Raw genomic sequence first — 14,014 nt, 5'->3', positions numbered from 1 at the left:
ATCCGGCGCGCAAGGGTTTTCGGCGTGTCTTTTCCGAACCCGTCCCGGTAAGTCCGATTTAGCGCATACAGTGCCGAATATCGCGGATGTGTTTTAAGTGGGGGAAAGAAAGAAATGATCCTCGTGGAACGCAGTGCGCACGTGGTGGCGCCGATCGAAGTGGTCTGGGACGTCGTGCAGCGGGCGGAGCAGTTGCCCGCCTGGCTCGCCGGGGTCCGCGCGGCGGAGGTGCTCTCCGGGGAGGGCTTCGGCCGGCGACAACGCGTCCAGGCCGGGCGGGGCGCGGCACACGAGGCCGAGGTGATCGCCTACCAGGAGCCGACCCTGATCGGCTGGCGGGAGCGGGCCAAGGGCGCCGGCGCCCGGGCCGAGGCGCGCACCGAGATCTACGTCCAACTCACCGGAGACGAGGAGGAGGGCGGGACGATCGTCCGCCTCATCGTCGTACGCTGGCCGGCCGGCCCGGTCAAGGCCGCGTTGCTGCGGCTCGGCCTGCGTCGGGTCGGCGCCGACCTGGAGGACTCGCTGGCCCGGCTCACCGACCTGGCCGCCGTCGGCTGAGCGAGGCACGTCCTGCGGCGTCACCCGCGACGACGGCGGTCCGGCGTCCCCGCCAGGGGCACCGGACCGCCGTCGCTGTGTTGACCGGGGGCCCCGCCTCTGCCTGAGGCGTTGAGAAGGGGCCCTTCCCTACGACCTAGCTGTCGCCGCCGGTCTCGCCGACCGGGGCGGCGTTCACGTCGTCCAACGCGTACTTCTTGGCGGCCTCGGCCGGCACGTTCGCCGGCACCGCCTTGCGCACGGCGAGCTGCCGCAGCGTCGCCACCACCACCGACTCGGCGTCGACGTGGAAGTGCCGGCGCAGCGCGTGCCGGGTGTCGGACATGCCGAAACCGTCCGTGCCCAGCGAGGTGTAGTCACCGGGGACCCAGCGGGCGACCAGGTCCGGCACCGCGCGCATCCAGTCGCTGACCGCGACCTTCGGGCCGTCCGCGTCGGCCAGCTTCTGCGCGACGTACGGCACCCGCGGCTCGCTGCCCGGGTTGAGGAGGTTGTACTCCTCGCACTCGACCGCGTCGCGGCGCAGCTCGGTCCAGGAGGTCACCGACCAGACGTCGGCGGCCACCCCCCAGTCCTGGGCCAGCAGCTGCTGGGCCTTGAGGGCCCACTGCATGCCGGTGCCGGAGGCCAGGATGTTGGCCCGCGGCGCGTCGCCGTCCACCGCCGGGGCGGGGGAGTAGCGGTAGATGCCCTTGAGCAGCCCCTCGACGTCCACACCGTCCGGCTCGGCCGGCTGGTGGATCGGCTCGTTGTAGACGGTGAGGTAGTAGAAGATGTTCTCCTGCTCCTCGCCGTACATCCGGTGCAGGCCGGCCTCCATGATGTGGGCCAGCTCGAAGGCGAACGCCGCGTCGTACGCGACCACCGCCGGGTTGGTGGCGGCGAGCAGCAGCGAGTGGCCGTCCTCGTGCTGGAGGCCCTCACCGTTGAGGGTGGTGCGACCGGCGGTCGCGCCGAGCACGAAGCCCCGCGCCATCTGGTCGGCCGCCGCCCAGAACCCGTCGCCGGTGCGCTGGAAGCCGAACATCGAGTAGAAGATGTACAGCGGGATCATCGGCTCGCCGTGGGTGGCGTACGACGTGCCGGCGGCGGTGAACGACGCCACCGAGCCGGCCTCGTTGATCCCCTCGTGCAGGATCTGGCCGGTGGTCGACTCCTTGTACGACAGGAACAGCTCCCGGTCGACGGAGGTGTACCGCTGGCCGTGCGGCGAGTAGATCTTCTGGGTCGGGAAGAGCGAGTCCATGCCGAAGGTGCGGGCCTCGTCCGGGATGATCGGCACCCAGCGCCTGCCGAACTCCTTGTCCTTCATCACGTCCTTGAGCAGGCGGACGAAGGCCATCGTGGTGGCCACCTTCTGCTTGCCCGAGCCGCGCTTGACGTCGGCGAACCGCTCCTTGCCCGGGATCGCCAGGGTCTTGCGGGCGGTGTTACGCGAGGGCAGGTAGCCGCCCAGCTGCGCGCGCCGCTCCTTGAGGTAGGCGATCTCCTCGGACTTCTCGCCCGGGGTGTAGTACGGCGGGAGGTACGGGTTCTCCTCCAGAGCCTTGTCCGGGATGTCCAGGTAGAGCCGGTCGCGGAAGAGCTTGAGGTCCTCCAGCGTCAGCTTCTTCATCTGGTGGGTGGCGTTGCGGCCCTCGAAGTGCGAGCCCAGCGTCCAACCCTTGATGGTCTTCGCCAGGATGACGGTCGGCTGGCCGGTGTGCTCCGTGGCCGCCTTGTAGGCCGCGTAGAGCTTGCGGTAGTCGTGGCCACCCCGCTTGAGGTTCCAGATCTCGTCGTCGGTGAGCCCCTCGACCATCTTGCGGGTCCGCTGGTCACGGCCGAAGAAGTGCTCCCGGACGTACGCCCCGGACTCAGCCTTGTAGGTCTGGTAGTCACCGTCGGGCGTGGTGTTCATCAGGTTGACCAGCGCGCCGTCGGTGTCCGCGGCGAGCAGCGGGTCCCACTCGCGGCCCCAGACCACCTTGATGACGTTCCAGCCGGCGCCCCGGAAGAACGCCTCCAGCTCCTGCATGACCTTGCCGTTGCCGCGGACCGGCCCGTCCAGCCGCTGGAGGTTGCAGTTGATCACGAAGGTGAGGTTGTCCAGCTCCTCGCGGGCGGCCACGCCGATCGCGCCGAGCGACTCGACCTCGTCCATCTCGCCGTCGCCGAGGAACGCCCAGACGTGCTGCTGGGAGGTGTCCTTGATGCCGCGGTGGTGCAGGTACCGGTTGAACCGGGCCTGGTAGATCGCGTTCAGCGGGCCGAGGCCCATGGAGACGGTGGGGAACTCCCAGAAGTCCGGCATCAGCCGCGGGTGCGGGTACGACGGCAGCCCGCCGCCCGGGTGGGAGAGTTCCTGCCGGAAGCCGTCGAGCTGGTCGGCGCTGAGCCGCCCCTCCAGGAACGCCCGCGCGTACATGCCGGGGGAGGCGTGACCCTGGTAGTAGATGTGGTCGCCGCCGCCCGGGTGGTCCTTGCCGCGGAAGAAGTGGTTGAAGCCCACCTCGTAGAGCGAGGCGGAGCTGGCGAAGGTGGAGATGTGCCCGCCGACGCCGATCTCCGGGCGCTGCGCCCGGTGCACCAGCATGGCGGCGTTCCACCGGATGTAGGCGCGCAGCCGCCGCTCGATGTGCTCGTCACCCGGGAACCAGGGCTCCTGCTCCGGGGCGATCGTGTTGATGTAGTCGGTGGTGGTCAGGGACGGCACCCCGACCTGGCGCTCGCGCGCCCGCTCGAGCAGGCGCAGCATGACGTATCGAGCGCGTTTGGTTCCGCGTTCGTCGATGACACCGTCGAGTGACTCGACCCATTCGCTGGTCTCTTCAGGGTCGATGTCCGGAAGCTGGCTCGGCAGACCAGCGGTGATCACCGGGCGCTTGCGTTCCGTAGCCACAGGCGTTCCCTCGGTTGTGTGTGGGATAGGTCTCTAGCGCCATCCTGCCCCCTGGTGGCACCCGTCGTCACCTCTGGCTCCCCGCAACGCGACGCTCAACACAGGTACCCGTGGGTAACTTTGCACTGCTCCGCGCGCGCCCGTCGTGCGGGTTGCGCCCGCCCTCTAGGGTCGGGCCATGACCGCGCGCCGTGCCCTGGCCGCCGGCGCCCTGCTGCTCGGCACGACGGCGCTGGTGGTCTCCCTCGTCGGGCTCTTCCGGGGGTACCTCGCCCCGGCGCCGGTCGGGCTGCCCGGGCTGGTGCTGCTCGCGGTCGGCCTGAACGGCCTGCTCTCCCCGGGCCGGCCCGGCCTGGCCGGGCCCGGCTGGCCGGAGGGTGGCTGGACGGACGGGCCCGGGGGCGACCGGTGCGCGGGTCCGACCGGCGGCGGTTCCTGAGCGGTTGCGGCAGAATGCGCCGTATGCGCAGTGAGGTGATCACCGTCCGGACCGGCTCCCGGCCGACCGTCCTGGACATCACGGCCGAGGCCGAGCGGTTCGTCTCCGGGCAGGGCGACGGGCTGCTGCACGTCTTCGTGCCGCACGCCACCGCCGGCCTCGCCGTCATCGAGACCGGCGCCGGCTCCGACGACGACCTGCTGCGGGCGATCGACGACCTGCTCCCCACCGACGACCGCTGGCGGCACCGGCACGGCTCACCCGGGCACGGGCGCGACCACGTGCTGCCCGCCTTCGTCCCGCCGTACGCCACCCTGCCGGTGCTCGGCGGCCGGCTCCAGCTCGGCACCTGGCAGTCGGTCTGCCTGGTCGACCCCAACGGCGACAACCCGTCCCGCCAGGTCCGCTTCTCCTTCCTGCCCGGCTGAGCCCGGGCCGGGGCGGCGCCCCGGCCCGGGACCGGGTCAGGCCGTCGGCGGTCGTAGGTCTGGTGGACGGCCGGCAGGTGACGGCGAGACGACGGTTGCCGGAGCTTTCCGCCGCGTCGGCCCGCAGCGGTGTAGATCGTCGACCGGTGGACCCGGACGTAGGATCGAGGCATGACCCTCCCCTCCGCCGGAGCCGCCGCGACCGGCCGTGCCGGGCTGGCCGGGGACACCGTGCGCCGGATCATGCACGTCGCGTCGGCGATGCGGCACTACCAGGACGAGGAGATCGCCGCCCTGGGCCTGACCCCGGCCGTCGCCCGCGCCCTCGACGAACTGGACCCGGACCGCCCGCTGCCGGCCCGGGACCTCGCCGAGCAGCTGCGCTGCGACCGGTCCAACGTCACCGCCCTGGTGGACAAGCTCGAACGCGCCGGCCTGGTGGAACGCCGGGTCGACCGGGCCGACCGCCGGCAGAAGACCCTGGTGGTCACCGAGGCGGGCCGGGCGATGCGGGACCGGGTACGCCGGGTGATGTCCGACTCCCGACTGCTCGCCGGGCTCACCCCGGACGAGCTGGCCACCCTGCGTGAGCTGGTGTGGAAGGTTTCCGACGGCGGCTGCCCGCAGGAGTGCGGTCCGCGCTGATCCGGACCGGCCCGGTTCGTGTCCAACTGGGCGACCGGGCCCCGATTCGGTAATGCTGTCCGACGTGACCACGCCGCAAGATCTCGACGACCGGTTCCGGGAGACCCTGGCCGCCCTCGCCGCCGCGCCGCAGCCACGGGACCGGGGCGAGCCGGTCGCCGACGGCGCCGCGCTGACCGGGCAGCAGCTGCTGGAGATCTTCGACGCCCAGGTCACCAGCCGCCAGCTCGACCTGGCCGGGCGCTGGCTGCGCAGCTTCGGTGAGGGCTTCTACACCATCGGCTCGGCCGGCCACGAGAGCAACGCGGCGGTGGCCGCAGCCCTGCGCCCCACCGATCCCGCCCTGCTGCACTACCGCTCCGGCGCCTTCTACTGCCTCCGCGCCGCCCAGGCGGCCGCCGACCACAGCGGGGACACCGAGCCCAGCGGGGGCGCCGAGCCCACCGACACCTCCGGGCCGTCGGCCGGAACCCTGGAGCCCTCCACCCGGCCGCCCGGAACCACCCGAGACACCGGAACCGCCCACGATGCCGGCACCGTCCACGACGGCGGGCCGGCGGAGGCGGACGGCGCGGCGGGACCGGCGCGGGACGGGGACCGGGCGCGGGTGGCGCCGCCCGGCGTCCCGATCGCCGTCGACGCGGCCGGCGAGGCGGTCGTCGCCCCCACCCCCGCGCCGGCCGAGGGGGCCGAGGACGCGTACACGGAGGCGGCCCGGGACGTGCTGCGGGGCATGGTGGCCTCCGCGCAGGAGCCGATCGCCGGTGGGCGGCACAAGGTCTTCGGCCGGGCCGACCTGGCCGTCGTGCCGACCACCTCCACCATCGCCTCGCATCTGCCGCGCGCGGTCGGGATGGGCCTCGCCCTGGAACGGCTGCGCCGCCTCGACGGGGCGGGGCGGCGCGGCGGGGTGGCCGGGGAGCCCGTGGCGGCGCGCTCGCCGTGGCCGCCCGACGCGATCGTGGTCTGCTCGTTCGGCGATGCCTCCGTCAACCATGCCAGCGCCACCGCCGCGCTGAACACCGCCGGCTGGTACGACCACACCGGGCTGCGGATCCCGGTGCTCTTCGTCTGCGAGGACAACGGCCTGGGCATCAGCGTCCGCTCGCCGGAGGGCTGGGTGGCGACGGCGCTCCGGTCCAAGCCCGGCATCCGCTACTTCGCCGCCGACGGCACCGACCCGGTCGGCACGTACGCGGTGGCGGCCGAGGCGGCGGCCTGGGTACGCCGGCACCGCCGCCCGGCGGTGCTGCACCTGGGCACGGTACGGCTGATGGGGCACGCCGGGGCCGACGTGGAGTCCGCGTACCGGGGGGTCGAGGAGATCGCCGCCGACCTGGCCGGCGATCCGCTGCTCGCCACCGCCCGGCTGCTGGTCTCGGCCGGGACGGCCACCCCTACCGAGCTGCTGACCCGCTACGACGAGCGGGGCTGGCAGGTCCGCCGGGTCGCCGAGGAGGTGCTCGCCGAGCCGAAGCTGACCGCCGCGGCGGACGTGGTCGCCCCGCTGGCGCCCCGACGGCCGGTCCGGGTGTCCCGGGCGGTGGCCGACGCGGCGGCCCGGGCCGCCGGTCCGGGGGCGGGGGCACGCACCGAGGCGTTCGGCGGCAAGCCGCCGGAGCTGGCCGGCCCGCTGACCCTCGCGCAGAGCATCAACGCCGCGCTCGCCGACGCCATGCTGGACCATCCGCAGCTCGCCCTCTTCGGCGAGGACGTCGCCGCCAAGGGCGGGGTGTACGGGGTGACCAAGGGGCTGCGGGACAGGTTCGGCGCGGCCCGGGTCTTCGACACGCTGCTCGACGAGACCTCGATCCTGGGGCTCGGGCTGGGCGCCGGGCTGGCCGGGATGCTGCCGGTGCCGGAGATCCAGTACCTGGCGTACCTGCACAACGCCGAGGACCAGCTGCGCGGCGAGGCGGCGACGATGCAGTTCTTCTCCCGGGGCGCGTTCCGCAACCCGATGGTGGTGCGGGTCGCCGGGCTGGCGTACCAGGAGGGGTTCGGCGGGCACTTCCACAACGACAACTCGGTGGCCGTACTCCGGGACGTCCCGGGTCTGGTGGTCGCGGTGCCGGCGCGGCCGGACGACGCCGCGCCGCTGCTGCGGACCTGCCTGGCCAGCGCGGCGGTGGACGGCACGGTCTGCGTCTTCCTGGAGCCGATCGCGCTCTACCACACCCGCGACCTGTACACGGACGGTGACGAGGAGTGGCTCGCCGGCTACGCCGAGCCGGGCGCCTGGTCCGCCGGGCACGTGCCGGTCGGCCGGGCCCGGGTGTACGGGGTGGGCTCGGCCGAGGACGTCACGATCGTCACCTTCGGCAACGGGGTACGGATGTCGTTGCGGGCGGCGGCGACCCTCGCCGACGAGGGGATCGGCTCCCGCGTGGTGGATCTGCGCTGGCTGGCCCCGTTGCCGGTGGCGGACGTGGTCCGGGAGGCCACGGCGACCGGGCGGGTGCTGGTCGTCGACGAGACCCGCCGCTCCGGTGGGGTGGGTGAGGGGATCATCGCCGCGCTGGTCGACGGCGGCTTCGTCGGGGCCGTGCGGAGGGTAGCCGGAGTCGACTCGTTTGTACCATTAGGTCCGGCGGCGCGTCAGGTTCTGGTCTCCGAGGAAGCCATTACCCAGGGTGCCCGTACGCTGCTGGCACGGTAAATTCCGTTCCACCCGGTGCGCCACTTGCATCCGGCGGGATTGGTGTGTGGACTTTGCCTGACGGTGTCGCAACGACGCCGCGAGCAGGGATGAGATGAGGAGGCACGCGACAGTGAGCGCGACCGCTGGTCAGGCCGCCGACGGGGTACGCAGCCTGGCGGACCGGTTCGGGATCGAGCCGGGGATGGTCGTCATGGAGATGGGGTACGACGAAGACGTCGACCAGGATCTCCGGGACGCCCTGACCGACCGCTGTGGAGAACTTGTCGACGAGGACACCGACGAGGTGGTCGACGCCGTGCTGGTGTGGTACAGGGACGGCGACGGTGATCTGTTCGAGCTGCTCGTCGACGCCCTCGGCCCGCTGGCCGACGCCGGTGTGGTGTGGCTCCTGACGCCCAAGGCCGGGCGGGACGGGCACGTCGAGCCGAGCGAGGTCGCGGAGTCCGCGCAGACCGCCGGCCTCCAGCAGACCTCCACGATCAACGCCGGCCGGGACTGGAGCGGCGCCCGCCTCGTGCTGCGCCGCGGCTCCAAGAACAAGAAGTAACCACCCGCGTGCGCTCCCGGCGGCCCCGGCCGTCGGGTGTGGCAGGCTGATCCCACCCCTGACCCGAACCGAGGAGTTCGCATGCCGATCGAGGTTGGCGCCGAGGCGCCGGACTTCGTGCTCAAGGACCAGAACAACCAGGAGGTCCGGCTGTCGGACTTCCGCGGCGAGCGCACCGTGCTGCTGGTCTTCTACCCGCTGGCCTTCACCGGCATCTGCTCCGGCGAGCTCTGCGAGGTGCGGGACAACCTCAACGAGTACGTCAACGACGACGTCCAGGTCCTCACCGTCAGCGTGGACTCCGTCTACTCGCACAAGATCTGGGCCGAGAAGGAGGGCTACCAGTTCCCGCTGCTGGCCGACTTCTGGCCGCACGGGGCGGTCGCCCAGGCGTACGGCGTCTTCAACGACGTCGCCGGCATCGCCAACCGGGGCACCTTCGTCATCGACAAGGCCGGCGTGGTCCGCTTCGCCGAGATGAACATGCCGGGTGAGGCCCGCGACCAGCAGGGCTGGCGCAAGGCGCTCGCCGACGCGGTCGCGGCCTGACCCGTTCGACCGGTACTCGTTCGACCGGGCCGGAGGCGGGCAGGTAAGCTGGCCAGCCTCCGGCCCGCCGAACGGGCGTTCCGGGCGCGTAGCTCAGTGGGAGAGCACTCGCCTTACAAGCGAGGGGTCGCAGGTTCGAAACCTGCCGCGCCCACCCTTCACCACCGACGTGCTCTGTCAGGATCGGCGCATGGCGTACGTCTGGTCCGGTGTCACGATCGACTGCCTCGACCCCGAGCGGGTGGCCCGATTCTGGAGCTCCCTGCTCGGTCGCGAGTTCGGCCCGTCGCAGCAGGGTTGGGTCTACCTCGGCGAGCGAGGTGAGCCGCAGCCGCGGCTGGTGTTCCAGCCGGTGTCCGAGCCCAGAACGGGCAAGGTGCGGATCCACCTCGACATCTCCGTCGACGACATCGACGAGGCCATGGCGGCGGTCGTCGATCTGGGTGGCCGGTTCACCGGTGAGCGGCACGACTACGAGCAGGGTGTGGTCGTCGTCATGGCCGACCCTGAGGACCACGAGTTCTGCCTGGTCGAGTACTACGGCTGACGGCGACGCCGAACCACCTGGCCAGCGCGACCTCGAGCGTCTCCTGTTCCTCGCCGACCCAGGCGACGTGCCCGTCCGGCCGCAGCAGTACCGCCGGCACGTCCAGCTCGTCGCTGATGTCGACGGCATGGTCGACCCGGTCGGCCCAGCCGTGCACCGAGAGCCGTCCGGTCTGGTCCAGCACCAGGCCCCTGCCGGTGCGCATCAGCTCGAACAGGCGCCCGTGCTTCAGCCGGACGTCGCGCAGCCGCCGCCCGAGCAGATCGTGGCCCGTACCGAGGTCGTAGCGGACGCTGATCGCCGTGATCTTCTCGATCAGGAACCGGTTGACGTCGTCGAAGTCCATCAGCTGCGCCAGCAACCGCCGCACCGCCTGCGGTCCCGGCTCGTTGGTTGTCAGCTGCATCTGTGCCCGGGTGTTGCTCAGCACGTCGGCCGCCACCGGGTGCCGCTCGGATTCGTAGCTGTCCAGCAGGTCCTCCGGTGCCCAGCCGTCGACGGCCGCCGCCAGCTTCCAGCCCAGGTTGAACGAGTCCTGGATCCCGAGATTGAGCCCCTGTCCGCCCATCGGTGGGTGGACGTGTGCGGCGTCCCCGGCCAGGAACACCCGTCCGACCCGGTAGCGCTCGGCCTGCCGGGTGGCGTCGCCGAAGCGCGACAGCCAGCGGGGGGAGTGCACGCCGAAGTCGGTACCGGCGTACCTGATCAGCTGCTGCCGGAACTCGTCGAGCGTCGGCGGCACCGCGCGGTCCTCGGCCACGCCTTGCGCCGGCACGACCACCCGGAAGACCCCCGGCCGTCCCGACGGTCCCACCCCGAACCGCTTCTCGGTCCTGCGCACCTCGGTCATCACCGAGGTGATGTCTTCGGGGGACGCGGTCACCTCCATCTCGCCCAGCAGCGTGTCGATCGTCGACGGCTCACCGGGGAATCCGACCCCGAGCAGTTTCCGGACCCTGCTGCGGCCACCGTCGCAGCCGATGGCGTACCGCGCCCGAAGCCGCGTTCCGTTCTCCAGGCGGACGCCGACACCGTCGTCGTCCTGCTCCAGCCCGACCACTCCGTGACCGAGCCGGATCTCGGCTCCGACTTCGGCGGCGTACTCGGCGAGCAGTCCGTCGGTCAGGGTCTGTGGAATACCGAGAACGTATCCGTGGGTGGTGTCGAGTCCGGTGGGAGCGGGCTTCTCGATGCCCGCGAAGTATCCGCCGAGCGGGTATCGGCTGCCGTTCTCGAGAAACCGCTCCAGCAGTCCCCGCTGATCCATGATCTCGATACTGCGTGCGTGCAGCCCGAGCGACCGCACGAATGCCGGCGGCTCGACCTCCTTCTCCAGTACGAGCACGTCGACGCCGTGCAGGCGCAGTTCACTCGCCAGCATCATGCCGGTCGGCCCGCCGCCGACGATGATCACATCGAACATGAATTCCCCCGTGGTGTGCCGATTCCTGCGCTCGGCCGACGATTCTGCGCCACGACCGGGGTCTTGCCGCAAGGCCGGGGGTGCGGTATATGTTGACAGTGGCAAGGAGTTCTCCTCCTTGCCTTTTCCGTTTTCGGCCGGCACGGCTCGCGCGGAATCCGCAGCAAGTCACGTACCGGTGCGGTCAGCCCCTTCCACGTACGACGCCAGGTTGGAAAGCGACGACGCCATCGCGGTCTGGTGGTCGGTCTGGTCGATGCCGGCCGGCACGTCGGCGGCCGTGACCGTCACCTCGGTCCCCGCGCCGACCTGAACGAGCTGCCAGCTCATCGTCATGACCCCCGCGTACGCCGGGTCGTCGGCCTCGAAGACCGCCCGCTGCACCACCCGTTGCGGCGGGGTCAGCTCGGCGAACCCGACCTCCACGGCGTCCGTCGCATCCGACGTCTTACCCGGAGCGTCGGTGGCGTCGAGGTAGGTGAGGACCATCCGGAACCCGCCGCCGGGCCGGGGATCCCACCGCTCGACCCGGCCGCGCATCCCGTCCGGCGGGAGCCACGCCTCGAGTGCCTCCGGGTTGAGCAGCGCGTCGTAGACGGCGGCCGGAGGAGCCGCGATCACCCGGCTGGCGCGGTCGGTCCGTTCCATCGCCCGAGTCCCGGGCTGGCGTTGCGCCTTCGCGGGCTCATGATCTGGGTCGGGCAGGTGATCGCGGACCAGGCGCAGCATCTCGTCGACCGAGCCGGCCGGATCGGTGACCGGGAACTGGACGGCGCGTACCGTCGCGGCCGGGTCGACCAGCAGTGTGGCCCGCTTCAGCCGGTCGGCGCCGGCGGCCCGGAAGGTGGGCAGCAGCAGCGCGGCGGCGAGCCGGCCGTCGGCGTCGGAGAGCAGCGGGAACGGCAGCTCGGCGTGCGCGGCGAAGGCGGCCAGTTGGTCCGGACGTTGGGTGCTGACGCCGTGGACACGGGCGCCCAGCGCGGCGAAGTCGGCGGCCCGTGACGCGTAGGTGGTGGACTCCAGCGTGCAGCCGGCGGCACCGGGGATGTCACTCCAGTAGGGCGGGAGGCCCTGCACGCCCGGCGCGTACGCGCCGGGGAAGCAGTAGAGCACTGTCCAGGCGTCCGGATCGGCGGGCGGCACCGGTGCGCCGTCGTGGCGTACCAGGGTCACCTCGGGAAGTTGGCGCCCGACCAGGGCGTGCAGGCGGCGGGCCTCGGCCGACCCGGCCGCCGCCGTGGCGGTGAGCGACCCGTCGCCGAGCAGGTGCCGGTCGCCCCACTCCTGCAGCGCGACCAGGACCGGCAACAGCCCCTCGCCCTTCGCTGTGAGCAGGTAGTCGTGGCGCGGTGGGCGATCGGTGTACGGCCGGCGGCGCAGCACGCCGTGCTCGACGAGGGCGGCGAGGCGCTCGGTCAGGGCGCGGCGGCTCATGCCGAGCCCGCGTTGCAGACCGTCGAAGCGGGTCACGCCGCCGGCGATGTCGCGGATGAGCAGGAACGTCCACCAGTCGGACAGCACGCCGAGGGTCTGGGCGATGCCGCAGTCGGCGTCAGCGAGGTCGACTCTTCTCACGCCCTCCACTATAGTGCGTTCCATTATGGAACTTACTGCCTTCTGGCGCTGGTGGACCGCCGGCACGACCAGTCAGCTCGGTTCCGCGGCCGGCGCGCTGGCCCTGCCGTTGACCGCACTGAACGTGCTGCATGCTTCGGCCTTCGAGATGGGTCTCATCACGGCGGCCGGCTACCTCGCGTACCTGCTGATCAGCCTGCCCGCCGGGGTGATCGTGCAGCGGGTGCCGCTGCGCGGCATGCAGGTCGCCCTGGACCTGATCCGGGCCCTGGCGGTCGCGTCCGTGCCGGTGGCCTGGTGGTACGACGCCCTGACGGTGGCCCAGCTGGTCGGGGTCGCCCTGGTGGTGAGCTTCGCCAACGTGCTGTTCGACGTGGCGAACCAGACCTTCCTGCCGGAGATCGTGCCGGCCGCTCAGCTCCAGGCCCGCAACAGCCTCAACTCCGGCACGCACGCCGCCACCCAGCTGGGCGGGCCCTCGCTGGGCGGACTCGCGGTGCAGGTGCTGGGCGCCGTCCCGACGCTCTTCGTGGACGCCGCCAGCTATGTCGTCTCCGCCGCGCTGCTGCGGACGCTGCCGGCCCGCCGGGTGCAACGACCGGCGCAGCGGACACCGATGGTCACGATGATCCGCGAGGGCTGGCACTTCGTGCTCCGCCACCCGATCATCGGACCGGCCATGTGGGACGCCACCGTGACCAACTTCGTCGCCGGCGCGATGATCGCCCTCACCCCGTACTACCTGGTGCGCGAGCTGCACGCGTCGCCGTTGCTGGTCGGGCTGCTGATCGCCACCGACGGCCTCGGCGCGCTCGTCGGCGCCGCGGTGACCACCCGGTTCACCGACCGGGTCGGCACCGCCCGTGGCCTGGTCATCGCGTCCGTCGTCGGCGTGGCCGGCGCGCTGGTCATCCCGCTCGGCACCGGCGTCGCCGCATACGTCGCCTTCGCAGTTGGCTCCATCGTCCTCGCCGTCTCCTCGGTGGTGCTCAGCGTGACCACCCGGACCTACCGGATGCTGGCCAGCCCGCCGGACCTCCTGTCGCGGGTCATCGCCACCGTCAAGTTCGTCTCCTGGGGCGCCATCCCGCTCGGCGGCCTGCTCGCTGGCGCGCTGGCCGGACCGCTCAGCGCCCGCACCACCCTGCTGATCTTCGCGGGGCTGACCGTGCTCTCGCCGGTGATCTACCTGTCGAGCCCGATCCGTCGGCTGCGGGACCTGCCGCTGGACGCCGCCCCGCAGCCCGTGGCGGCCCGTACCTGACCGGCCGGACCGGATGGGCGCGGCGACGGTTCAGTCCAGGCAGAACTCGTTGCCCTCCGGGTCGGTCAGCACGATGTGGCCGGCGCTCATCGGCGGTGCGGGCTCCTCCCGGCGTACCCGGGTCGCCCCGAGTGCGACCAGCCGCGCGCACTCGGCCTCCAGCGCCGCCATCCGCTCCTCGCCGCGCAGCCCGGGGGCGGCCCGGACGTCGAGGTGGACCCGGTTCTTGCCGGCCTTGTCCTCCGGCACCTGCTGGAAGAACAGCCGTGGGCCGGGGCCGTCCGGGTCCTCGATGGCCGACCGGCTGTTGCGCTGCTCCTGCGGCACCCCCATCCCCTCGAGGAAGTCGTCCCAGGCGGCCAGCGGGTCGGCGCCCTCGGGCAGCTCCACCCCGGGCGGTCCGGGATGGACGTAGCCGAGCACGTCGCGCCAGAAGGACGACAGCGCGCGCGGGTCGTGGGCGTCGAAGGTGACCTGGACGTGGCGGCTCATC

The 14,014-nt window shown here is 72.1% G+C and carries 12 protein-coding genes, 1 tRNA gene and 2 pseudogenes; 10 read left to right on the top strand and 5 right to left on the bottom strand.

The annotated features are described in order from the left end of the window. Nucleotides 1–114 precede the first annotated feature (114 nt). Complete coding sequence (locus tag GA0070564_RS25610; RefSeq protein ID WP_091614356.1) at nt 115–561, top strand: SRPBCC family protein; 447 nt, start codon at nt 115–117, stop codon at nt 559–561. A 136-nt stretch (nt 562–697) separates the two neighbouring features. Here the strand turns inward: GA0070564_RS25610 and aceE are convergent, their stop codons facing one another. Further along, the gene (gene aceE / locus GA0070564_RS25605) at nt 698–3,442 is read right to left on the bottom strand and encodes a pyruvate dehydrogenase (acetyl-transferring), homodimeric type (protein WP_091614352.1); all 2,745 of its coding nucleotides are present in this window, start codon (nt 3,440–3,442) and stop codon (nt 698–700) included. Between the two features lie 178 nt (nt 3,443–3,620). Between aceE and GA0070564_RS25600 the strand changes: the two genes are divergently transcribed. The 8 genes from GA0070564_RS25600 (at nt 3,621) to GA0070564_RS25565 (ending at nt 9,259) form a co-directional block, all read left to right on the top strand. Beyond that, nucleotides 3,621–3,881, top strand: coding sequence for a hypothetical protein (locus GA0070564_RS25600; RefSeq protein WP_091614347.1), 261 nt, complete (start codon nt 3,621–3,623; stop codon nt 3,879–3,881). 23 nt (nt 3,882–3,904) lie between these two features. Further along, nucleotides 3,905–4,309: a YjbQ family protein gene (locus GA0070564_RS25595; RefSeq protein ID WP_176730839.1), complete on the top strand. Its 405-nt coding sequence runs from the start codon at nt 3,905–3,907 to the stop codon at nt 4,307–4,309. Nucleotides 4,310–4,480: 171 nt separating this feature from the next. Next, entirely contained in the window at nt 4,481–4,954 is a 474-nt protein-coding gene (locus GA0070564_RS25590; RefSeq protein WP_091614339.1) for a MarR family winged helix-turn-helix transcriptional regulator, read from the top strand. 172 nt (nt 4,955–5,126) lie between these two features. Beyond that, nucleotides 5,127–7,613 (top strand): transketolase C-terminal domain-containing protein, encoded by a 2,487-nt coding sequence (locus tag GA0070564_RS25585; protein ID WP_425412537.1) that lies wholly within the window; start codon nt 5,127–5,129, stop codon nt 7,611–7,613. A gap of 112 nt (nt 7,614–7,725) precedes the next feature. Further along, nucleotides 7,726–8,163, top strand: a complete 438-nt coding sequence (locus GA0070564_RS25580; protein ID WP_091614331.1) for a DUF3052 domain-containing protein — start codon at nt 7,726–7,728, stop codon at nt 8,161–8,163. 81 nt (nt 8,164–8,244) lie between these two features. Further along, nucleotides 8,245–8,712: a peroxiredoxin gene (locus tag GA0070564_RS25575; protein ID WP_091614326.1), complete on the top strand. Its 468-nt coding sequence runs from the start codon at nt 8,245–8,247 to the stop codon at nt 8,710–8,712. Nucleotides 8,713–8,794: 82 nt separating this feature from the next. Then, nucleotides 8,795–8,866: transfer RNA gene (locus GA0070564_RS25570), tRNA-Val, on the top strand. A gap of 36 nt (nt 8,867–8,902) precedes the next feature. Beyond that, entirely contained in the window at nt 8,903–9,259 is a 357-nt protein-coding gene (locus GA0070564_RS25565) for a VOC family protein (RefSeq protein WP_091614323.1), read from the top strand. Here the strand turns inward: GA0070564_RS25565 and rox are convergent. From rox to GA0070564_RS30405, 3 genes and pseudogenes are all read right to left on the bottom strand, one after another. After that, the gene (gene rox / locus GA0070564_RS25560; protein ID WP_091614320.1) at nt 9,207–10,682 is read right to left on the bottom strand and encodes a rifampin monooxygenase; all 1,476 of its coding nucleotides are present in this window, start codon (nt 10,680–10,682) and stop codon (nt 9,207–9,209) included. The two genes, GA0070564_RS25565 and rox, sit on opposite strands and share 53 nt — an antisense overlap. Nucleotides 10,683–10,850: 168 nt before the next feature. Beyond that, nucleotides 10,851–11,282: pseudogene (locus tag GA0070564_RS30410) on the bottom strand (SRPBCC domain-containing protein); the annotation flags it as partial. Nucleotides 11,283–11,390: 108 nt separating this feature from the next. After that, nucleotides 11,391–12,257 (bottom strand): annotated as a pseudogene (locus tag GA0070564_RS30405) (winged helix-turn-helix transcriptional regulator); the annotation flags it as partial. A 25-nt stretch (nt 12,258–12,282) separates the two neighbouring features. Between GA0070564_RS30405 and GA0070564_RS25545 the strand changes: the two are divergent. After that, the gene (locus GA0070564_RS25545; protein WP_091614317.1) at nt 12,283–13,521 is read left to right on the top strand and encodes an MFS transporter; all 1,239 of its coding nucleotides are present in this window, start codon (nt 12,283–12,285) and stop codon (nt 13,519–13,521) included. A gap of 30 nt (nt 13,522–13,551) precedes the next feature. On the opposite strand, the gene GA0070564_RS25540 is transcribed toward GA0070564_RS25545, so the two are convergent. Beyond that, nucleotides 13,552–14,013, bottom strand: coding sequence for a VOC family protein (locus tag GA0070564_RS25540; protein WP_091614314.1), 462 nt, complete (start codon nt 14,011–14,013; stop codon nt 13,552–13,554). Nucleotide 14,014: the final 1 nt, after the last annotated feature.

The organism is Micromonospora mirobrigensis (assembly GCF_900091555.1).
GTDB lineage: Bacteria > Actinomycetota > Actinomycetes > Mycobacteriales > Micromonosporaceae > Micromonospora > Micromonospora mirobrigensis.
The sequence above is the reverse complement of the archived record's forward strand: the minus strand, read 5'-3'. Positions and strand labels throughout refer to the sequence as shown.